Below are 18,720 nucleotides of genomic sequence, written 5' to 3'. Positions count from 1 at the left end.
GCCTAAATTCGACCGTGGTACTAGCTAGCACGACCACCGACATCGTTTTTCCTCCAGATTGCATACGCCCCATCGATGATGGCCACCACTCACGCCCTCGCGGGTGTCGTCCTCGGCACCGCCGTGTGGGCGCTGGTCCCCGAGGCCGGGATGCTCCCGGTACTCGCGGCCGCACTCGGCGGCCTGTTCCCCGACTTCGACCTGTACGCGGGCCACCGGAAGACCCTCCACTTCCCCGTGTACTTCAGCGCGCTCGCCGTGCCCGCAGTAGCGGTCGCCGCGCTGAACCCGACGACCACGACGCTCGCCGTCGCGCTGTTCCTCGCGGCGGCCGCGCTCCACTCCGCGTCCGACGTGCTCGGCGGCGGCCTCGAACTCAAGCCGTGGCTCGGCACCTCCGAGCGCGCCGTCTACGACCACTGGAACGGCCGGTGGCTCGCCCCGAAGCGCCTGATTCGCTACGACGGCGCGCCCGAGGACCTCGCGCTGACGCTCGCCTTTGCCGTCCCGCCGGTCCTCGCCTTCGACGGCCTCGCGGAGACGCTCGTCATCGCCGCAGTCGCCGTCTCCGGCGTCTACGTCCTGCTCCGGAAACCGATGGTCGCCGTCGCGGAGACCGCCGTCGCGGCGATACCCGACCACGTCGTCGACTACGTACCGGAGCGGTTCGTCCGCGACCTCCGGTAAGCGGCTCCCCGTTTTCGAGGCGTCTCGACCGCCGATTCTCCGTGTTCAGCGTCGCTTCCGTTTCTAACCGACAGCCCGCGAGCGGGTCGACCGGGACAAGACACTTATCGGGCGACTGCGCGGTCGAACTCACCCGAGTGCCAGAATGACAGACCAACGACGCGCCGTCAGAGACGCGTACGATAGCCTCGCCGACGACTACCGCGACCAGCGGAGCGACGACGCGCCCGCGGTGCTCGGCGAACTCGCCGACGCCCTCGACCCGGGCGCGCGGGTCCTCGACGCCGGCTGCGGGCAGGGAACGCCCGTGACAGACGCCCTCACGGCCGACTTCGACGTGGTCGGCGTCGACTTCTCCCGCGAGCAACTGCGCCTCGCCCACCGAGACGTGCCGGCGGCAGAGTTCGCACAGGGTGATATGACGGCGCTTCCGGTCCGGTCGGCCGCCTTCGACGCCGTCTGCGCCTTCTACTCCGTCATCCACGTCCCGGTAGCGGAACACGAACAGGTGTTCGCGGAGTTCGCCCGCGTCCTCCGGCCCGGCGGCACCCTGCTTTCGACCGTCGGCGGCGAGGCGTGGACCGGGTCGAACCCAGACTGGCTCGACAGCGGCGTCGAGATGCGGTGGAGCTTCCCCGACATCGAAGAGACCTACGAGACGCTCGATTCGGTCGGGTTCGCGGTCGAATCCGAGTTCGTCGTGGACGACGAGTTGGGGAGCCAGTACCCGTTCGTGCTGGCGCAGTACGAGGGCTGAAACGACATCTCACTGGGAGCGAGCGGCTCAGTCGGTCGGCTCCGCGGTCGCCGATGGAGCCGCGTCGGTCCGGGACTCCCGCCGGTGGAGCAGGTACGCACAGCACACCGCGACGACCCCCGCGGCGGTGGCGATGCCGAACGCGACGCGGTAGCCGGTCGGCGTGTAGACCCGAGCGCCGGCCACCGTCTCGCCCGTCCAGTAGGCGTCGAGAGCGAGGCCCATCACCGCCGGGAACAGCGCCGCGCCGAAGTAACCCATGCTGTTTATCGCGCCCGAGACGGTCGCGCTCGCGGTGGCGTCGTGGCGCTCCTTGGCGACCGTGAACGCGATGACGGCCCCGCCCATGACGAACAGCGCCGAGAACAGCAGGACGCCGACGAGCAACAGCGGCGGCGTCACGAGGAGGAAGACGAGCCCGTACGCGAGGGTGAAGACGACACAGGAGGCGACGATGAGTTCGGTGCGGTAGCCGATGCGGTCCGAGAGCGTCCCGAGCACGGGCGACCCGAGGAGGAAGCCGACGTTGCCGACGAAGACGAAAAGCGAGGCCGTGCGGACCGACACGTCGTAGAGGTCGGCGATGTAGGGCACGCCCCACAGGCCGGTGACGGTGAAGTTCGTGCCCAAGACGAGAAACAGCATCGTCCCCATCAGCCACGTCTCGCCCTCGCGGAGGACGCGTCTCGTGTTCTCGACGACCGTCGCGAGTTCGACCGACGAGGCGGGCGGACGGACGCCGTCGAGGGGGTCGAACCCGGCGTCCCGCGGCCGATCGCGGACGGCGAAGAACGTCACGACCGCGAGGCCGACGCCGCCGACGCCGACCGCGAGGAGGACAGACCGCCAGCCGACCGCGTCGATTGCGACCGCGAGCGGCGTCGTCGCGAGCACGCCGCCCATCCCCGCCGCGGCGACGGTCCACCCGGTCATCGTGGCGAACTCGTCCGGTCGGTACCAGTTGGCGAGGAACCGGAGCGTCGCCGTGTAGAGGACGCTCCCGCCGAGGCCGAGGAGCGCCCGCGAGGCGAACGCCACCCCGTAGGTCGGCGCGAGCGCGAAGCCGAAGACGCCGAACGCCATCACGGCCAGGCCGCCGGCGGCGACCCGGCGCGACCCCGCGCGGTCTACGAGGATGCCCGCCGGCAACTGCAGGCCGGCGTAGATGTAGAAAAAGGAGGCGTGGAGCATGCCGAGTTCCGCGCCGGTCGTGTCGAACGCCCGCGCGAGGTCGTCGGCGAGAACCGCCGAGGTCACGCGGTGGAAACTGACGAGGAGAAAGCCCGTCGCCAAGAGCGCCCAGAGCGCCCACCGGAGACGAGTCGGGGCGGTCCGAATCGAGAACCGTGACATGGCTCAGGCGACACCGCGTGCGTGTAAATGTTTATCGTGGTCGTTCGTGACGGTGTGGCGCGAATTCGAGGTGACGTGGTGAAACCGCACCCCGCGCCGCCGTGAGTTCCACCGGTATCCCCCAAGCGTATAGCGTCGGGGAGGGAGGTACGACCCATGCTCGCATTACTCACGTCTCTCGCAGTTGCGGTCGGCTGTCTCGGCGTCGCCGCCGGGGCGGTCGGAACTCTCGGGGACGCTGACGACGGCGACGACGCTGACGAGTCTGACGACCCGGAGAATGCCCGCGGTTCCGACGACTCCGGCGACTACGACTACGTCGTCGCCAAGGACGGCAGCGGCGACTACGAGACGATTCAGGCCGCCATCGACGGCGCGAAGTCGTTCCCGCCGGACCGAATCCGAATCCTCGTCCGAGCGGGCGTGTACGACGAGAAAGTCGAAGTCCACGCGTGGAACCCCGACATCACCCTCGTCGGCGAGAGCGCTGAGGAGACGGTCATCACCCACGACGACCACTTCGAGAAAATCGACCGCGGGCGCAACAGCACCTTCTTCACTTACACGCTGAAGGTCCGCGGCAACGACTTCCGCGCCCGCGACCTGACCGTCGAGAACAGCGCCGGCCCGGTCGGACAGGCCGTTTCGCTCCACGTCGACGCCGACCGCGCCGTCTTCGAGAACTGTCGCTTCCTCGGCCACCAAGACACCGTCTACACCGCCGGCGAAGGTGCGCGCCAGTACTTCTCCGAGTGCTACGTCGAGGGGACGACCGACTTCGTCTTCGGCGGTGCGACCGCCGTCTTCGAGGACTGCCGCGTCCACTCGAAAGCCGACTCGTACGTGACGGCGGCCTCCACGCCGGAGAACGAGCCCTTCGGATTCGTCTTTCTCGACTGCGAACTGACCGCCGACTCTGACGTGTCCGAGGTGTATCTGGGCCGCCCGTGGCGGAATCACGCCCGAACCGCGTTTATTCGCACGCGGATGGACTCGCACGTCCTCCCCGACGGGTGGCACAACTGGTCGCGCCCGGAAGCCGAGCAGACGGTCGAATACGCGGAGTACGACAGTCGAGGACCGGGTGCGGAAAGCGAGCGGGTTTCGTGGACGACGGTGTTGGCCGAGGACGAGGCTGAGCGGTATTCGAAGGCGAACGTGTTGGGTTCTGAGAGTCGTGGGGAGTGGTGGGACTGGGAGGAATGAGCGTGCGAGCGGGGCGGGTCAGTTTCGACCGGAATCCAGCAACCGCTCGGCGACGAGACGCCTCTCTCGACAGTTGAATTTCGAGAAGAGCCTAGGCCGGGATTTGAACCCGGGGTCTCGTCCTTACCAAGGACGCGCTTTACCGCTAAGCTACCCAGGCAGGCATTCCTTGGTTGTCCGGGTTACTCTTTAGGGGTTTCGATTCGAACCGACCCGGAACCGTGGTAGCGTATGTCGATTAGCGGTCCGCCGCGGAGGTGACCGCGTCGTCGCCACCACCGCCTCGGTAGAGGGCCGCGATGCGCTCGACAGTGCCCTCGGAGACGGTCTCGTCGGCCGGGGGGAAGTCGCCGTCGTGGGTGTCCGCCAGTCCGGCGGCGTACTCCACGAGCGCGGTCGGCGGGGCCGAGCCGACGGCCGTGGTGCCAGCGACGACGGCGAGCGTGCAGATGTTCACTTCGAGTTCGCCGTCAAGGTCGGGGCGCTCCGACTCGGCGACCGAGCGGCGACGGGTCTGGTCGCGGCCGAAGGCGCGGACCGTCTCGACGGCGTGGTCGGCGGCCTCGGTCCGGGCGAGGAGATAGAAGCCGCGCGAGACGAGCACGTCCGCCGCGAGGATGTCGAGGTCGGCGTCGGTGTCCTCCTCGGGGGTGTCGAGATGCGACCACGGCTCGTCGTGGGCGAGCGACCGGGTGAGCCGGAGGCCCTCGTAGATGAGTTGCACTCCGGCCGCGCGGGAGGCCAGCCCGTTCAGGTCGACCTTCGGTTCGACGGCCCGCGCGCTCACGAACGTGAGCACTGCCGGCGTCAAGGAGGCGGCGTCGAGGCGTTCGTCCAGCGCCGCGCGGAGGGCCTCGGGCTCGATGTCGGAGAGGGCCTCGCGCGCGGCCTCGCGGGCTCGCACGGCGTCGTCCATCGGCCGAGACTTACGGTTGGGAGGGCAAAGACCTTTGGAAAACCACGGCACAACGGGCGTATGATACGGACGACGGACGACGGCGACCTCCGGGTCGTGACCATCGACCGCCCGGCGCGACGGAACGCCCTCAGACCGACCGACCTCGACGCCCTCGAAGCCGCTGTCGTCGAGGCCGACGCGCCGGTCGTCCTCCTCCGAGGGAACGGCCCGGCGTTCTGCGCCGGCGCGGACCTCGACAGCGTCGCCGACCTCGACGACCCGGAAGCGTTCGCAAAACACGGCCAACGCGTCGCCGACGCCATCGAAACCGCCGAATCGGTCGTGGTCGCCGGCATCGACGGGGCGGCCCGCGGCGGCGGCGTCGAACTCGCGCTCGCCTGCGACGTGCGGGTGGCCACCCCGCGGGCGACCCTCGGCGAACCGGGCGTCCGACTCGGCCTGTTCGGCGCGTGGGGCGGGACAGTCCGCCTCCCGCGCGTCGTCGGCGAGGGCCACGCCCTCGAATTCTCGCTTTCGGGGCGCGTCGTCGACGCCGACGAAGCCCTTCGGATGGGTCTCGTCTCCCGAATCGTCGACGACCCGCGCGAGGTCGCGGGCTCGATGGCCGACAACGATCACCGGTCGCTCCGAATCATCAAGGAGCGACTGCGCGACCGCGACGGCCGGGAGGCGCGACTCGAACGGGAAGCCGCCGGCTTCGCGGAGCTTCATCGGGCGAACGTCGACGACATCGCGGCGTCGCGCGAAAAGTGAATTCTGCGGGCGGGACTGCGGGCCCGCGGCGGCCTACACGTCGAGCGCCGACGGCGCGGGGGGCATCGACCGCTTGTGGGCGCTGCCCTCGACGAGGCTGACCACGCGGTCGACCTGCTCTTCGGTCACGCCGAGGTGGCGGACCGTCGCGGACTTCGAGAGCGGGCCGTCCACGTGGAGCGCGAGAATCGCGTCGAGCGCGTCGTAGGTGAGGCCGAGTTCGCCCTCGTCGGTCTGACCGGACCACATCTCGGCAGAGGGCGTCTGCAACACGAGTTCCTCCGGGACGCCGACGTGGGCGGCCAGTTGGCGGACCTGCTGTTTGTAGAGGTTCCCGATGGGGTTGCAGTCGACCGCCTGGTCGCCGTACTTCGTGAAGTAGCCGGTCATCGCCTCGGCGCGGTTGCCCGTCCCGAGCACGATGCGGTTCTCGTGGTTGGCGACGAAGTAGTTGAGCACCGCCCGCGTGCGGACGTAGACGTTTCCGGCGGCCATGCGGTCGTCGGCCGCCTCGGGGAACGTGTCGAAGAACGTCTCCGCGATGGGCTGAATCTCGACCACGTCGTACTCGATTCCCAGCATTTCGGCGACGCCCTCGGCGTCGCTCATCATGTCTTCGGCGTTCGCCACGCTCGGCATGACGAGGCCGTGGAGGTTCTCTTTCCCGAGCGCCTCGACGGCGAGGAAGGCGGTGAGCGTCGAGTCGATACCCCCGGACAGGCCGAGGACGGCCCCGTCGGCACCGGCGGCCTCGACGGTGTCTTCGATGAAGGTCGTGATGTGTTCGCGGTGTGCTTCGAGTTCCTCGTCGGAGAACAGGAGGTCGAACGGGGCGTCCTCCGAGAGAACGTCGACGGATGTCATGGGCCCCGGTTGGAACCGGGGGCCCAAATAGTCACGTGTCACGCGAAAACAATGGACGGCCGTCCAGTTTTCGCGGGCCTGTGATGGGGTGAAGCGCTACGTTCAAGTGCCCCCGCAGTCTACGAATTTTTGCTTCGGAAGGCGGTTCGAAGCGGAGCACAGCGCGCCGATGGGTGACTGAACGAAGTGAAGTCAGCCACGGGGCGAACGAATGTGAGCGCCGATGGTCGACCGAGCGGAGCGAGGTCGAGTCAGGGGCGCAAGCAGAGCACAGCGCGCCGATGGTCCAGTGGTAGGACACGAGCTTCCCAAGCTCGGAGCCCGGGTTCAATTCCCGGTCGGCGCATCTTCTGAACGGAACCAGACGAGGAGCCGAGAGGCTCCGAGTCCATGGAGTGAAAAGATGCGACCCGAGGGAATTGAAGCAGCGAGCAACGCGGAGCGTTGCGAGTGAGGTTCAATTCCCGGTCGGCGCATTTCTGTCGAACGTAGTGAGACGAAATGCGCAGGGAATCTGAACCCGGCCAGTCGCAGCCGACGAGCAACGCGAGGAGGAACGTCTGGCTCAGGTTCAATTCCCGGTCGGCGCATTTCTACCGAGACAACCGACGAGCAACCGCGAAGCGTGTTGCTCGTCCCTGTCGAGTGTGTATGCGACCCGAGGGAATTGAAGCAGCGAGCAACGCGGAGCGTTGCGAGTGAGGTTCAATTCCCGGTCGGCTCGCTTCCGGTGAGACGCTATCTCACCGACGTACCGTTCGTTTCACTCACGGTACTCCCTACGGTCGTTTACCGACCGACCTTCGCAAACAGTCGGTTTGCTCAGTTCTGGCGAGAAACTATCTCGCCAACGTGCCGCTCGTTTCACTCGCGGCACTCCCGGTCGACGCACAAAATCCCGTCTTCGAAGGAGAGTCCGCCTCGCCGACTCAGAAAAACAGGTTCTGTACGTCGTCGAACTCCGGGGACTCCGAGCGGAACACCGGCTCGCGGGCGGTCTGCCGAATCATCGCGTGGCGTTCGAGGGCCGAGTCGAATTCGAGAATCGCCCGCTCGATGTCGCGGGCCAGCGCGTCGATTTCGCCGTGGAGTTCGTCGTCGTCGGCCATGATACGCGTAGTTAGTCGAGGGCTGGTAAAACGGGCTCGGCCGCGAGTCGTCACCGGAGCCGCCGGGTGCAGTTCCAGCAGAGGTCGAAGGTGGTATCGGCCTCGTTTTCGACTCCACAGTTCGGGCAGATGCGCTCGCCCGTCGGCGTCGTCTGCACGCCGGCCTGCGAGCCGTCGTCGAACGACGCCGCGATTTCGGGGTGGGCGTAGCGGTCCGTCCGGGCGGAGTCCCGACCGGACCCCTCACCCATCGTCGGCTCACCGCCGTTGACGAGGTACCGATAGACCAGGAGCTGGAGCAGGGTCAACCCGAGGGCGTAGACGACGATCCAACCCCAGACGTCCATCACACATTGACTTACGTTAGCATGCTATATCGGTTCTTCGGTCGAACGGGTCTGCTGACGCTCTCGGCGGTGGTCGCGGGCGATGCCGCCACGGCGGCTTCGCGTCGAAAGGGGTTACTCGCGCCGGTGGGAGGCCACCGGTCCGTCGAGGTCGCGGTCGAACTCGTCGAAGGCCTCGATGTCGTCGGGGAGTTCGTAGGGAATCTCGCGCTCGTCGGCGCGGCGCTCGCCGCCGGCGTCGAGCGGTTCGGCGACCTCCTCGAAGCCGGGCTTTACTTTCACGCTCTTCGCGGGGGAACCGACCGCGATGTGGTGGGCGGGCACGTCGCCCTGCACGACCGACCGAGCCCCGACGATGGCGTTCTCGCCGACCGAGACGCCGGCGTTCACCATCGCGTCGTAGGTGACGCGCGCGTCGTCGCCGATGGTCGTGTGGTAGTTTCTGACCTCGGTCTGGTCGACGGTGTCGTGGGAGTGGCTGTAGATGTGGGCGCTGTCGGAGATGGAGACGCGGTCGCCGATAGTGAGTTTCCCGCGGTCGTCGAGGTGTACGTCGTCGTGGATGACCGTGTTGTCGCCGACGGAGATGTTGTGGCCGTACGAGAAGGTGACGCCCTTGAAGATGCGGAGGTTGTCGCCCGCCTCCTCGAAGAGGTGGTTGGCCAGCATCTGTCGGAACCGGAGGGCGAAGGCGACGTTGTCGGCCATCGGCGTCGCGTCGAACTGCCGCCAGAGCCACTGGAGATGCTTCGAGCGCTTGAACTTCTCCTCGTCTTTCTCGGCGTAGTACTCGGCTTCGAGCGTCGCGTTACAGGGGTCGTACCCCTGCAGTCGGACCCGGGTGGCGGGCGAGACGGGCTTGCCGTTCTGCCAGCGCTCCCACGCCTCGCGGTCGCCGAACAGGTCGATGAGGGTGTCCCGAACGACCGTGCAGGTGTCTTCGTCCGAGGCGAGCCGACCGTCGACCTCGTCGATGAACGCCCGCAGGCCGTCCTCGGCGTCCTCCGGAAGCGAAACGTGGACCTTTGTCATTGCACCGTCGTAAGCCGTCGAGATTCAAATGGATTCGGTTGTGCGAACCCCGCGTCAGGCCTCCTCCGGGCAATACTGGCTGGTTCCGAACTTCGGAGTGGGTCGAAACGGATCGAAAAACCACGCGAAGGGTGACACCTATACTCCACGGCAAAGTTAACTAGAATATGAGTGAACAATTCGAAGGTAACACGCCGGCGTGGACGCGTGCGCACGCCGAACGTCTCCGCCGCGACGATTCGAACGTCGCGCCGGTCATCTACCCCCCCGAGGAACGACTGGACGAAGACCTGCACATCTGGGATACGTGGTTCCTCCGGAACCGCGACGGCTCCGTCGCCGAAATCGACGGCTACCGCGTCGTCTTCTCGCTGACGTCGTCGTCGGACCTCCTCCCGGGCAAGCGCCACGACGTGGCGACGATTCGCTACTTCTACTCCCGAGACGGCGAGGAGTGGACCACCGGCGGCGTCGTCTTCGACGGCGGCGCGTTCGGTCAGCGGCAGTGGGCCGGGTCGGCGATGTACGACCCTGACGGAGACGGCGGCGACGTCTATCTCTACTACACCGCCGCGGGCGAGGACGGCGCTGAGGAACTAACCTACACCCAACGTATCGCACTGGCGACGGGTGGTACCGTCCGTACTGACGACGCCGGGTTCAGCATCGAAGGGTCGTGGGACCACCGAATCATCCTCACGCCGGACGGCGACTGGTACGAGCGCGAGGACCAGTCGCGCGGGATGATATACACCTTCCGCGACCCGTGGTTCTTCGAGGACCCCGTGTCGGGCGAGACGTACCTCCTCTTCGAGGCGAACACGCCCGTCCCCGAGGGGGCCGGCGAGTGCGACGACCCCGTCTGGGAGGAGTTCAACGGCAGCGTCGGTATCGCCCACTCGCCGACCGGCGACCCGACCGACTTCGAACTCCGGCCGCCGCTTCTCGACGCCGTCTGCGTCAATCAGGAACTGGAGCGCCCGCACCTCGTCGTCCGCGACGGGACGTACTACCTGTTCGTTTCCAGCCACGTCCACACCTTCGCGCCCGAGTTGACGGGCTACGACGCGCTCTACGGCTTCGTCGCCGACGACCTCGCGGGCGACTACGAACCCCTGAACGGCCACGGGATGGTGCTCACGAACCCGAAAGGCGCGCCCTTCCAGGCGTACTCGTGGCTCGTCTACGACCACGGCGACGACCTGCTCGTCTCGTCGTTCTTCAACTACTTCGACTACGACCGGCCGAGCCTCGACGACGTGGGACTCCTCCCTCCCGAAGGGCAGATGCGCCGGTTCGGTGGCACGCTCGCGCCGACCGTCCGGGTCGCCCTCGACGGCGACGAGACCGACCTCGTCGACACGCTCGACCACGGACACCTGCCGCTACCGCGCGAGGAACTTCCGACTCCCTGGTGGGAGCGAAACGGCGACACCACCCGCGGCGGCTACTGAACGGACGCGGCGGTCACGCTCGTTTTCGCGCCTCGAACGTCGCGTCCAGTTCCCACGCGTCGAGCGAGCGGACGTCGACCCGACCGCCGCCCTCGCCGCGTCGGAGCGCGACCGAGACGCCGTCGGCGTCCGCGCGCGTCGGGTAGACCCGGGTCGTTAGACAGCGCTGGTCGTCGGCGAACACCTCCACGACCGAACAGTCGACGAACACGCGAAGCGACACCGAGTCGCCTTCGACGGGCATCGAGCGGGGCTCGCGGTCTGCGTCGTGGGGCCGGGTGCTCTGCTCGCGGTCGACCGTGACCCGGTCGCCGTCGTACCGGAGGACGGTTCGCTCGGCTAACGTCGGCGACTCGAACAGTCCGAGTTCGAACGTCGCGTCACCCTCGACCGCGACGTCGACGGCGAGTTCGTAGGCGTTACCCGAGAGGTCGAGCGGTGCGTACTCGCCGGCACCGAGTGCGCGGCCGTCGAGTCCGACGTGGCGGCCGCGGAGGTCGGCGAGTTCCCCGGCGGGTCGCTGGCGGAACTCGCCGTCGGCGTTCACCGAGAGTTCGCGCGGGAGCGAGAGCAGTCCAGACCACCCGGCGTCCCACTGCGCGTGGACGCCGCGGGTCTCTTTGACCCATCCCCACGCGAGCGCCCGACCGTCGTCGGCAACGGTGGACTGCGGGGCGTAGAAGTCACCGTAGTCGAGCAGTCCCTCGCGTTCGACCGCGAACTCCGGCGCGTCGAGGTCGGCGGTACCGACGAAGTAGCGCACGTCCTCGTAGTTCGAGACGTGCAGCAGTTGGTGGTCGCCGAAGTCGAGGAGTTCAGGGCACTCCCAGACGGTTCCGTGACCCTCGGTACCGGAGAGGAGCGGACCGACGTACTCCCACTCCCGCAAGTCCGGTGAGCGGTAGAGGAGCGCGACGCCGCCGACCCCTGCGAGTGCGGAGCCGATGAGCTGGTACCAGTCGTCGCCGACCTTCCAGACGGCGTGGTCGCGGAACTCCGCGGCCCAATCGTCGGTCCCGAGGATGTCGAGGTCATCCGGGGCCGACTCGATGACGGGGTTGTCGGACGCTTTGTCCCACGACCGGAGCAGCGGGTCGCTCGTCGTTGCCAGACAGGGAAGCTGGTGGTGGTCGCGGCCGCCCGTGTAGATAATCGTCGGCACGCCCTCGTCGTCGACGACGGCGCACCCGGACCAACAGCCGTCGCGGTCCGGGCCGTCCTGGTCAGGTGCGAGCGCGACCGGTTGGTCCACCCAGTGCAGAAGGTCCTCGCTGGTGGCGTGGCCCCAGTGAATCGACCCGTGGAACGGCCCGCCGGGGTTGTACTGGTAGAACAGGTGGTAGGTCCCGTCGTACTGGATGACGCCGTTCGGGTCGTTCAGCCAGTTTGCGGGGCCGGCGAGATGGTACCGGGGGCGGTGATGGTCGTCGCCGAGTCGCTCGCGCATCGCGGCGAATCCCTCGGCGTCGGCGGGGCGGTCGGTAAACGACGGTCTGCGGTGGGCGGGGCCGCCGAGGACCGCGAGCGCGTTGCGGAGGAGGTGCTCGTTCGCGCCCATCGTCTCGAAGTCGTTGCCGTGGTGGGTGAGAAAGGAGACTTCGGCACCGATACCGTAGACCGCGCCCGCACCCGCGCCGCGGTCCCACGCGACGACGGACTTGAGCGCGACGAGGAAGTCGTCGCCGTGGAGCGTGCTGGCGAGAACCTGCCCGTTCTCGGGGAGGACGTGTTCGTACCGGGCGAATGGGCGCGGCGCTTCTGGCGGTTGAAGGTGGACGCCGAGCGTGTCGAACCCGTCGAAAAGCGGGTGGTCCGCGTGGATGGACTTCGTCAGTAGTCCGGTCGGGTGCGGCGAGTTCTCGGTCCCGACCGCGTCGGGCGCGACGGAATCGATTCCGAGCGCGTCGACCGCCGAGAGGGCGTTGAGCGTCAGGAGGAGTCCGCCGCCGTCACCGAGGTACGCGTCTAGTGCGGGCACACACTCGGCCGCGAGGGCACGCAGGTCGGCGTCGACGTGGCGGTCAGAGTGCCACCACAGCACGTCGAACTCGGAAAGGTCGGTCTCCCCGGTTGCGACGGCGTCGAGAGAGATTGTTTCGACGCTCGCTATCGACTCGGCCCACTCGAACGCCACTCGCTGTTCCTCCGTGAGTTCGGCCGCGAAGAGAAATCCGACTCGAACCGGAATCACGTCCATTGCAGATGTGGTTCGACATCACCGTGCATGAATCTGCGGATTCACTCGGTAGCGAGCAAATACACACAGCATCCAGAGGGCGACCGCGGGACGCGAACGCCGTTCGCGTCGGGATTCCCACGAGACGAAAACAAAACACACCCAATAAGTCGCCCCAATTCGTAGGGCCGGGCATGCACTACCGCGAACTCGGCACCTCCGGAATCGAAGTCAGCGAGGTCGGCTTCGGTGCGTGGGTCGTCGGGACCGACTGGTGGGGCGACCGCTCGGACGAGGACTCCATCGAGATGCTCCACCACGCCATCGACCGGGGCATCGACTTCTTCGACACGGGTGACGTGTACGGCCACGGCCACTCCGAGGAAGTCGTCGGCGAGGCGCTCGCCGACTACCGCGACGAGGTCACCGTCGCCACCAAAATCGGCTACGACTTCTACAACAACCCGCAGGCCGGCCACGGCGAACTCCCCAAGGAGATAACCGGCGAGTGGGTCCGCGAGGCGACCGAAAAGAGCCTCGAACGCCTCGACATGGAGTACGTGGACCTCCTGCAACTCCACAACGCGAACGTCGACGAGGTCACGCCCGACGTGCTCGAAGCCCTCGATGAACTGAAAGAGGAGGGCCTCATCAAGGCCACCGGCTGGGCGCTCGGCCCCTCCATCGGCTGGCTGGCCGAAGGCGACATGGCCATCGAAGAGGAGTTCGACGCGCTCCAAATCGTCTGGAACGCCTTCGAGCAGGACGTGGGCAACCACTTCCTCGACACCATCCGCGAGACCGGTTCCTCGACGAGCCTCATCGCCCGCGTGCCGCACTCCTCGGGCCTCCTGAACGAGCAGGTCCGCCCCGAGACTGAACTCGGCTCCGGCGACCACCGCGGTTTCCGCCCCGACGAGTGGTACGAGACGGGCTGGGAGAAGCTCGAACAACTCCGCTTCCTCGAACGCGACGGCGAGCGAACGATGGCACAGGCGTCTATCGCCTACCTCCTCGGCTACGACGAGACCGCGGCCGTCACGCCGACGTTCCGCACGAAAGACGACATCGACGAGTGGGCGAAGGCCTCCGACGTGCCGAAACTCACCGACGAGGAGATGACCCGCGTCGAGGAGCTGTACGCGGACAACTTCGGTATCGACCGCTTCGACGGCATGGACGCGCTCCGCTCGTCGGTCGACGGCGAGGACATCCGCGCGGCCGGCCTCGACAAGCGCGTCGCGAAGGGCGCGCGCAACGAAGCCTGATGGGTCGCCTGAAGACTCTCCTCGGCGTCACCGCGGTCGCCCACGTCGCGCTCGCGTGGCTGGTCAGCCTCGACGCCAAGAAACGCGGCGACGACGCCGGCCGCTGGATAGCGCTGACGCTCCTCACCGGCGTGGTGGGTGCCGCGAAATACGTCCGAGACGGACGCTGACGGCGCGACCCCGACGGCGACACCGCCGAGAACCCGGGACGAAGCGACGACAGTCCGGGACGCGGTAACGAGAACGGAAACAGAGACTAATCAACCCCGACCGGACGCGGTTTTTTGTATTTCGAGAGACACGTTCGACCGATGGTCCTCGAACGATTCGGTTCGGCACTCTCCCGCGAGGCCCGCGTCGTCGCTCAGAACCCACCACTACTGGGCGTGGTCACCGGCGTGTGGATGATGCTCATCGCGCTGATGGTGGGACTCGAAGCGCACCTCGCGGTCGTCTGGTTTCTCGCCGTCGCCCCGTCGACGGCGGTGTTGGCCTACGGCGGACGGCGCGTCCTGCGTTGCTTCGGCGGCGAGTCCGACGGCGAAGACGAGTGGGCGCGGAGGACGGACCGAGAGGCCTACGACCCCGTCGATGACGAGTCGGCCATCGAGCGCCTGCGGGAGCGTTACGCCGCCGGTGACCTCTCCGACGAGGAGTTCGAGCGCCGCCTCGACAAACTGGTCGAGACCGAGCGCTACGTCGCCGGGTCGGAGTCGCAATCGACCTCCGGCGACGGGCGAGAGCGAGCCTTCGAGCGGAACTGACGGGCCGGTAGTCGGCCTGGTTTCGGGATGATTCCGGCTACCGGTGACGGTGTCGGAGCGTGGCTCGCGGCCGAATTGGGGGGTCCGAGACCAAAAGAGCCACAACGCTCGACTGGGTTTGGGACGAGCATGCGTACTTCAGTCGTCGAACTCCTGCCGGACCTCCTCGAACTCCTCGTCTTCAGTCTCGGGAGCGCGGGGCTCTCTCTCGCCGGCGCGTACATCGAGCGCTTCGCGTTCGTCACCTTCGAACAGGGTAACGTCGAAATCGCCGCGTGGGCGGTCGTGATGGGCGCGGTGGCGCTGTACTTCGCGTACAGCGTCGGCACCGACAAGGTCCGCCCGAAGCTCCGAGACGTTCGCGCCGCGCTCGCGTAGAAAAAGCCGCGTCTGATTTTCGACCGCGTTACGCGAGGAACGCGTGTCGCGGGCGGTCTGTGAGCACGTACACGCCACCGTTTCCTGCGCTCGCTCCGCTCGCTGGCAAAATCTGGACCGAAAGGGTGCGTCACCCCCGCATGGGGGTTCCTCACCCCGCTCCCGATGGTCGCGAAGTTACGCTAAGAACACGTGTCGCGGGCGGTCCGCGAGCACGTCGCGACCCCACTGGACCGTGTCGCGGAACGCGTCGGAGCGGAAGAACTCCATGGCGTCGTCCTGCGAGCGCCACTGGCTGGCGATGAACATGTCGTCTTCGTCCTCGACGTTGACCATCAGGTCCGTGTCGAAGTGGCCGTCCATCTCTTCGAGGAGGCCGCCGACGGTGCCGAACTTCTCGACGAAGTCCCCGCGGTGTTCGGACTTGACGGTGTAGAACATCCCCATCGTGCCGAAGCCGGACTCCTCGCCGGCGCGCTCGACGATGCCGGGAAGCTCCGAGAGGAATCCCGCGGCGGTCTCGGCGGCCGACGCCGTCTCCCAGATGGAGACGACGGCGACCCGGCCGCGCTCGTTGGCCTCGTAGACCGCCGTCTTGACGTGCGTCGGGTAGTGGTCGAAGTTGCCGCGGAGGCCCTCGACCTCGTCGAACAGTTCGTCGGCGTCGGCCTCGGAGTAGAGGACCGTCGCGTACACGTCCTCGCCGTGGGGCTTGCCGGCGTAGATGTTCAGGTCTTCGAGCTGACCGCGAATGTCCTCGTCGTCGGCTTCGTCACCCCCGTCGTCACCGTGGTGGTGGCCGCCGTCGTCGCCTTCGCCGTGATGGTGACCGTCGTCACCCTCGCCGTGGTGATGACCGCCCTCTCCGTGATGGTGGCCGTCACCGCCGTGGTGTCCGCCCTCGCCGTGTGCGTGCGCACCGTGGTGGGACTCGTCGCCGAACTCGCTCGTCGGGACGCCGTCGCCCGCGAGGAACGCGCCGAGGTCCGACGGCGGGAAGCGCCGGCCGACGTAGAACTGGCCGAACTCGCCGTACTTCGAGGAGACCTCGTCGAAGCGCATCTCGTAGACGATGTCCTTGATGTCGGTCGGGTCGTCGCCGAACAGCGTGACGCCCCATTCGTAGTCGTCGAAGCCGACCGAAGATGCGATGACCTGCTTGATTTTCCCGGCGTACTTCCGACCGGTGTCGCCGTGGGTGGACATCAGGTCGCGGCGCTCGTCGAACGAGAGGTCGTACCAGTTGTGCTCCTCGCCGCGGCGCTTCGACATCGGGTAGAAGGACATGTAGGTGTCCTCCGGGATGTCGGGCTTGAGCTTGCCCTCGATATAGCGGAGCAGGCCGGTGTCGATGTCCTCCTCGTTGCCCTCGAAGTAGTCGTCCGAGACGTAGCCGGACACCTCGGTGACGGAGACGTAGGAGGTCGGCTGTTCGGTGAAGGCCGCGAGCGCGGTCCGCTCGAACTGCCGCTCGGCGCGGGAGATGTCGTCGAGCGTCGGCCGGAAGTGGACGACCACGAAGTCCGCCTTGTGTCCGAGGACGGAGAAGACGGCTGACACGCCCGCCTCGGCGTCCTCGACCGCCTCGTGGGCGTCGAGGTACGCGACGCCCTCCTCGATTGCGCGGCGGCGCTCGTGTTCGGGCGCGTCACGCCACGCGTCCCAGTCGACGGTTCGGAAGTCGTGCAGCGCGAACCAGCCCTCGTCGGTCTGTGGGGCCTCTACCATACCGTGGCCTAGGGAGTCATCCGGTATTGAAGTTGCGAGTCGTTTTCGCGGTTCGAGAACCGTCGAAGAGAGGCGAGTCGGTCCCGGCGGGAGCGACCGGGACGCTCAGCCGAGGAGCGTCGGTCCGAATATCATGAGCACGAGCGACGCGAGCATCGTGAGCCCGATCGAGGTCGTGATGGTCCGGACGACGGTGTGGGGGTCGTCGACCGGGAGCCGCGAGACCACGGCCTCGGTCGAGGTCCGCAGGATGCGACCGCCGTCGAGCGGGTAGCCGGGGATGCAGTTGAAAAGCCCCAGTTGGAGGTTAATCCACGCCGTCCAGAACAGGACGTTGGCGACGATGAAGACGCCGCCGCCGAGGAAGCCGAGCGGGCCGCCGACCTGATAGAAGTTGATGACCTGCCCGGTGAAGCCGGGGAAGTTCGGAATCCCGAGGACGACCGACGCGAGGGGCAAAAGCAGCGACACGTAGACGAGTTGCAGGGGCGACCCGGCGAAGGCGCTGCCGAGGCCGCCACCGTCGCCGCCGTCGCCGCCGAGAAGCGAGAGGTACGTCCCCGCGGGGTACTCCTGCGTGCCGAAGTCGGTCAGGAGCAGGCCGCTCGTCCCCTGGAAGATGTTGACGCCGAGGAACCCGTTTCCGTCCTGCGGGTTCTCGCCGAGCGTCACCTGCACCGTCTCGAAGCCGCCGTCGCGGTAGACTTCGACGGGGACGGTCTGGTCGGGGTCGGTCCGGTCGAGCGCCTCCTGCAGTTCCGTCGAGGAGGTGATTCGCTCGCCGTTGAACGACGAGACGATGAGGGGTTGGGTCGTCCCGGTCGCGTTGTACAGCGGGCCGTCCTCGGCGACGTTCGTGATGTAGGCACCGACCGGGATAGTGCGCTCCCCGGCGGAGGTGTCGAGGCGGGCGAACCGCGAGTCGCCGACGGCGGACTCGAAGTCGGCGCGCGTCGAGACGGCGGTCCCGTTGACCGCGGTCACGCGAATCGGGTCGCTCCCGGACTCGACGGTCAAGTTCGCGGGGTTGCCTTCGACGGAGCCGGCGACGACGAGTTCGCGCGTGACCGAGACGGTCCGCTCGCCGTCGAGTTCGACGGACACCGTCCCCGCGTCGGTCGCGAGGAGCGCGGCGTCGAGTTCCTGCGTCGTGTTGACCGGCGTGCCCTCGATGGCGGTCACGCGGTCACCGCCCGAGATACCCGCCACGTCGGCCGGCGAGCCGGCGTACGCGCCTGAGACGGCGACGCCCGGCGCGACCGAGATAGAGCCGATGACTGGGCCGAAAAGCAGGGCGAACGCGACGAGCGTGACGGCGAAGTTGTTCGTCACGCCGGCGGCGAACATCCGCGACTTCCCGCCGCGGTCGGCGCGGCGCTGGCTCTCCTCGGAGGGTTCGACGAACGCCCCGATGGGGAGTATCGTCAGGAGGACGATGCCCATCGATTCCACGTCGATGCCCTCGACGCGGCTGAGGATGCCGTGGCCGCCCTCGTGGACGACGAGGCCGACGAGGAGGCCAAAGAGAATCTCCGGCGCGACCGAAAGCGGGAGGAAGTCGTTGACGCCGGGGATGACGAGGAAGTTCTGCGGCTGGTTCACCTGCGTCGGGGCGGGCGGGTTCTGGAGGATGACGACCGCCTGGTAGACGAGGAGGAGGAACGTCCCGACCATGATGACGAGAGCGATACCGAGGCCGATGTTACTCCACGCTCGCCAGAACCGCTTGGGGGCGGCGAGTCTGTCGAGGAGTTCGCGGCCGCGACGGGTGTGGACCGTCGTGAGCGGACCTTGGACGCGGACGTACTCGGGGAGGATACCGCGAGCACGCAACAGCGCCGCGAGGAGAGAGTAGGCGATGAAGCCGGCGAGAACCCAAAGCAGCGTGTTCATCGCCCGAAGGGAAGCGGCGCGCGCCAAAAGGC

General features: G+C 67.4%; 18 protein-coding genes and 2 tRNA genes. 10 read left to right on the top strand and 10 right to left on the bottom strand.

Annotated elements, in window-relative coordinates; genetic code table 11:
- The first annotated feature begins 75 nt into the window (after nucleotides 1–75).
- A complete protein-coding gene (locus tag AUR65_RS07875) occupies nucleotides 76–687 on the top strand; it encodes a metal-dependent hydrolase (protein WP_199180575.1) in 612 nt (203 codons plus the stop codon).
- 145 nt (nucleotides 688–832) lie between these two features.
- Entirely contained in the window at nucleotides 833–1,444 is a 612-nt protein-coding gene (locus AUR65_RS07870) for a class I SAM-dependent methyltransferase (protein WP_058566310.1), read from the top strand.
- A 27-nt stretch (nucleotides 1,445–1,471) separates the two neighbouring features.
- Here AUR65_RS07870 and AUR65_RS07865 read toward each other — a convergent pair whose 3' ends face one another.
- Nucleotides 1,472–2,797 (bottom strand): MFS transporter, encoded by a 1,326-nt coding sequence (locus AUR65_RS07865; RefSeq protein ID WP_058566309.1) that lies wholly within the window; start codon nucleotides 2,795–2,797, stop codon nucleotides 1,472–1,474.
- Between the two features lie 156 nt (nucleotides 2,798–2,953).
- On the opposite strand from AUR65_RS07865, the gene AUR65_RS07860 reads away from it, so the two are divergent.
- Complete coding sequence (locus tag AUR65_RS07860) at nucleotides 2,954–4,003, top strand: pectinesterase family protein (protein WP_058566308.1); 1,050 nt, start codon at nucleotides 2,954–2,956, stop codon at nucleotides 4,001–4,003.
- An 88-nt stretch (nucleotides 4,004–4,091) separates the two neighbouring features.
- Here AUR65_RS07860 and AUR65_RS07855 read toward each other — a convergent pair.
- Nucleotides 4,092–4,163, bottom strand: a tRNA-Thr gene (locus tag AUR65_RS07855).
- Nucleotides 4,164–4,241: 78 nt separating this feature from the next.
- Nucleotides 4,242–4,919, bottom strand: coding sequence for a DUF7114 family protein (locus AUR65_RS07850; RefSeq protein ID WP_058566307.1), 678 nt, complete (start codon nucleotides 4,917–4,919; stop codon nucleotides 4,242–4,244).
- A gap of 60 nt (nucleotides 4,920–4,979) precedes the next feature.
- Here AUR65_RS07850 and AUR65_RS07845 point away from each other — a divergent pair, with 60 nt between their 5' ends.
- Complete coding sequence (locus tag AUR65_RS07845) at nucleotides 4,980–5,675, top strand: enoyl-CoA hydratase/isomerase family protein (RefSeq protein ID WP_058566306.1); 696 nt, start codon at nucleotides 4,980–4,982, stop codon at nucleotides 5,673–5,675.
- Between the two features lie 33 nt (nucleotides 5,676–5,708).
- On the opposite strand, the gene AUR65_RS07840 is transcribed toward AUR65_RS07845, so the two are convergent.
- On the bottom strand, nucleotides 5,709–6,539 hold the full coding sequence (locus AUR65_RS07840; protein ID WP_058566305.1) for an NAD+ synthase: 831 nt from the start codon (nucleotides 6,537–6,539) through the stop codon (nucleotides 5,709–5,711).
- Nucleotides 6,540–6,814: 275 nt separating this feature from the next.
- On the opposite strand from AUR65_RS07840, the gene AUR65_RS07835 reads away from it, so the two are divergent.
- Nucleotides 6,815–6,885: transfer RNA gene (locus AUR65_RS07835), tRNA-Gly, on the top strand.
- A gap of 583 nt (nucleotides 6,886–7,468) precedes the next feature.
- Here AUR65_RS07835 and AUR65_RS07830 read toward each other — a convergent pair.
- The 3 genes from AUR65_RS07830 to AUR65_RS07820 form a co-directional block, all read right to left on the bottom strand.
- Nucleotides 7,469–7,648, bottom strand: coding sequence for a hypothetical protein (locus tag AUR65_RS07830; RefSeq protein ID WP_004041759.1), 180 nt, complete (start codon nucleotides 7,646–7,648; stop codon nucleotides 7,469–7,471).
- A gap of 50 nt (nucleotides 7,649–7,698) precedes the next feature.
- On the bottom strand, nucleotides 7,699–7,995 hold the full coding sequence (locus tag AUR65_RS07825) for a DUF7577 domain-containing protein (RefSeq protein ID WP_058566304.1): 297 nt from the start codon (nucleotides 7,993–7,995) through the stop codon (nucleotides 7,699–7,701).
- Nucleotides 7,996–8,109: 114 nt separating this feature from the next.
- A complete protein-coding gene (locus AUR65_RS07820) occupies nucleotides 8,110–9,027 on the bottom strand; it encodes an acyltransferase (RefSeq protein WP_058566303.1) in 918 nt (305 codons plus the stop codon).
- Nucleotides 9,028–9,194: 167 nt separating this feature from the next.
- On the opposite strand from AUR65_RS07820, the gene AUR65_RS07815 reads away from it, so the two are divergent.
- Nucleotides 9,195–10,481 carry a glycoside hydrolase family 68 protein gene (locus AUR65_RS07815; RefSeq protein WP_058566302.1) on the top strand — a complete coding sequence of 429 codons (1,287 nt, stop codon included), beginning with the start codon at nucleotides 9,195–9,197 and terminating at the stop codon, nucleotides 10,479–10,481.
- A 13-nt stretch (nucleotides 10,482–10,494) separates the two neighbouring features.
- On the opposite strand, the gene AUR65_RS07810 is transcribed toward AUR65_RS07815, so the two are convergent.
- Nucleotides 10,495–12,678: a GH32 C-terminal domain-containing protein gene (locus tag AUR65_RS07810; protein ID WP_058566301.1), complete on the bottom strand. Its 2,184-nt coding sequence runs from the start codon at nucleotides 12,676–12,678 to the stop codon at nucleotides 10,495–10,497.
- 173 nt (nucleotides 12,679–12,851) lie between these two features.
- Here AUR65_RS07810 and AUR65_RS07805 point away from each other — a divergent pair, with 173 nt between their 5' ends.
- From AUR65_RS07805 to AUR65_RS07795, 4 genes are all read left to right on the top strand, one after another.
- Nucleotides 12,852–13,925 carry an aldo/keto reductase gene (locus AUR65_RS07805; protein ID WP_058566300.1) on the top strand — a complete coding sequence of 358 codons (1,074 nt, stop codon included), beginning with the start codon at nucleotides 12,852–12,854 and terminating at the stop codon, nucleotides 13,923–13,925.
- Nucleotides 13,925–14,095, top strand: a complete 171-nt coding sequence (locus AUR65_RS19915; RefSeq protein ID WP_006601108.1) for a hypothetical protein — start codon at nucleotides 13,925–13,927, stop codon at nucleotides 14,093–14,095. The genes AUR65_RS07805 and AUR65_RS19915 overlap by 1 nt, the downstream gene beginning before the upstream one ends.
- Before the next feature lie 141 nt (nucleotides 14,096–14,236).
- Complete coding sequence (locus tag AUR65_RS07800) at nucleotides 14,237–14,689, top strand: SHOCT domain-containing protein (RefSeq protein ID WP_058566299.1); 453 nt, start codon at nucleotides 14,237–14,239, stop codon at nucleotides 14,687–14,689.
- A gap of 129 nt (nucleotides 14,690–14,818) precedes the next feature.
- Nucleotides 14,819–15,067, top strand: coding sequence for a hypothetical protein (locus AUR65_RS07795; RefSeq protein WP_058566298.1), 249 nt, complete (start codon nucleotides 14,819–14,821; stop codon nucleotides 15,065–15,067).
- A 177-nt stretch (nucleotides 15,068–15,244) separates the two neighbouring features.
- Here AUR65_RS07795 and AUR65_RS07790 read toward each other — a convergent pair whose 3' ends face one another.
- Both AUR65_RS07790 and AUR65_RS07785 read right to left on the bottom strand, forming a co-directional pair.
- Complete coding sequence (locus AUR65_RS07790; protein ID WP_058566297.1) at nucleotides 15,245–16,795, bottom strand: heme-binding protein; 1,551 nt, start codon at nucleotides 16,793–16,795, stop codon at nucleotides 15,245–15,247.
- A gap of 105 nt (nucleotides 16,796–16,900) precedes the next feature.
- A complete protein-coding gene (locus tag AUR65_RS07785; protein ID WP_058566296.1) occupies nucleotides 16,901–18,688 on the bottom strand; it encodes a site-2 protease family protein in 1,788 nt (595 codons plus the stop codon).
- Between the last annotated feature and the right edge of the window lie 32 nt (nucleotides 18,689–18,720).

The organism is Haloferax marisrubri, assembly GCF_001469875.2.
In the GTDB taxonomy this organism is placed as follows: Archaea; Halobacteriota; Halobacteria; order Halobacteriales; family Haloferacaceae; genus Haloferax; species Haloferax marisrubri.
This window is presented reverse-complemented; position numbering and strand designations above follow the sequence as displayed.

Bases quoted from the DNA above. Each gene is read 5' to 3' on its own strand.
- AUR65_RS19915 (WP_006601108.1), top strand. From the start codon at position 13,925: ATGGGTCGCCTGAAGACTCTCCTCGGCGTCACCGCGGTCGCCCACGTC.
- AUR65_RS07795 (WP_058566298.1), top strand. From the start codon at position 14,819: ATGCGTACTTCAGTCGTCGAACTCCTGCCGGACCTCCTCGAACTCCTC.
- AUR65_RS07845 (WP_058566306.1), top strand. From the start codon at position 4,980: ATGATACGGACGACGGACGACGGCGACCTCCGGGTCGTGACCATCGAC.
- AUR65_RS07820 (WP_058566303.1), bottom strand. From the start codon at position 9,027: ATGACAAAGGTCCACGTTTCGCTTCCGGAGGACGCCGAGGACGGCCTG.
- AUR65_RS07825 (WP_058566304.1), bottom strand. From the start codon at position 7,995: ATGGACGTCTGGGGTTGGATCGTCGTCTACGCCCTCGGGTTGACCCTG.
- AUR65_RS07805 (WP_058566300.1), top strand. From the start codon at position 12,852: ATGCACTACCGCGAACTCGGCACCTCCGGAATCGAAGTCAGCGAGGTC.
- AUR65_RS07790 (WP_058566297.1), bottom strand. From the start codon at position 16,795: ATGGTAGAGGCCCCACAGACCGACGAGGGCTGGTTCGCGCTGCACGAC.
- AUR65_RS07850 (WP_058566307.1), bottom strand. From the start codon at position 4,919: ATGGACGACGCCGTGCGAGCCCGCGAGGCCGCGCGCGAGGCCCTCTCC.
- AUR65_RS07860 (WP_058566308.1), top strand. From the start codon at position 2,954: ATGCTCGCATTACTCACGTCTCTCGCAGTTGCGGTCGGCTGTCTCGGC.
- AUR65_RS07865 (WP_058566309.1), bottom strand. From the start codon at position 2,797: ATGTCACGGTTCTCGATTCGGACCGCCCCGACTCGTCTCCGGTGGGCG.
- AUR65_RS07785 (WP_058566296.1), bottom strand. From the start codon at position 18,688: ATGAACACGCTGCTTTGGGTTCTCGCCGGCTTCATCGCCTACTCTCTC.
- AUR65_RS07815 (WP_058566302.1), top strand. From the start codon at position 9,195: ATGAGTGAACAATTCGAAGGTAACACGCCGGCGTGGACGCGTGCGCAC.
- AUR65_RS07870 (WP_058566310.1), top strand. From the start codon at position 833: ATGACAGACCAACGACGCGCCGTCAGAGACGCGTACGATAGCCTCGCC.
- AUR65_RS07810 (WP_058566301.1), bottom strand. From the start codon at position 12,678: ATGGACGTGATTCCGGTTCGAGTCGGATTTCTCTTCGCGGCCGAACTC.
- AUR65_RS07875 (WP_199180575.1), top strand. From the start codon at position 76: ATGATGGCCACCACTCACGCCCTCGCGGGTGTCGTCCTCGGCACCGCC.
- AUR65_RS07830 (WP_004041759.1), bottom strand. From the start codon at position 7,648: ATGGCCGACGACGACGAACTCCACGGCGAAATCGACGCGCTGGCCCGC.
- AUR65_RS07800 (WP_058566299.1), top strand. From the start codon at position 14,237: ATGGTCCTCGAACGATTCGGTTCGGCACTCTCCCGCGAGGCCCGCGTC.
- AUR65_RS07840 (WP_058566305.1), bottom strand. From the start codon at position 6,539: ATGACATCCGTCGACGTTCTCTCGGAGGACGCCCCGTTCGACCTCCTG.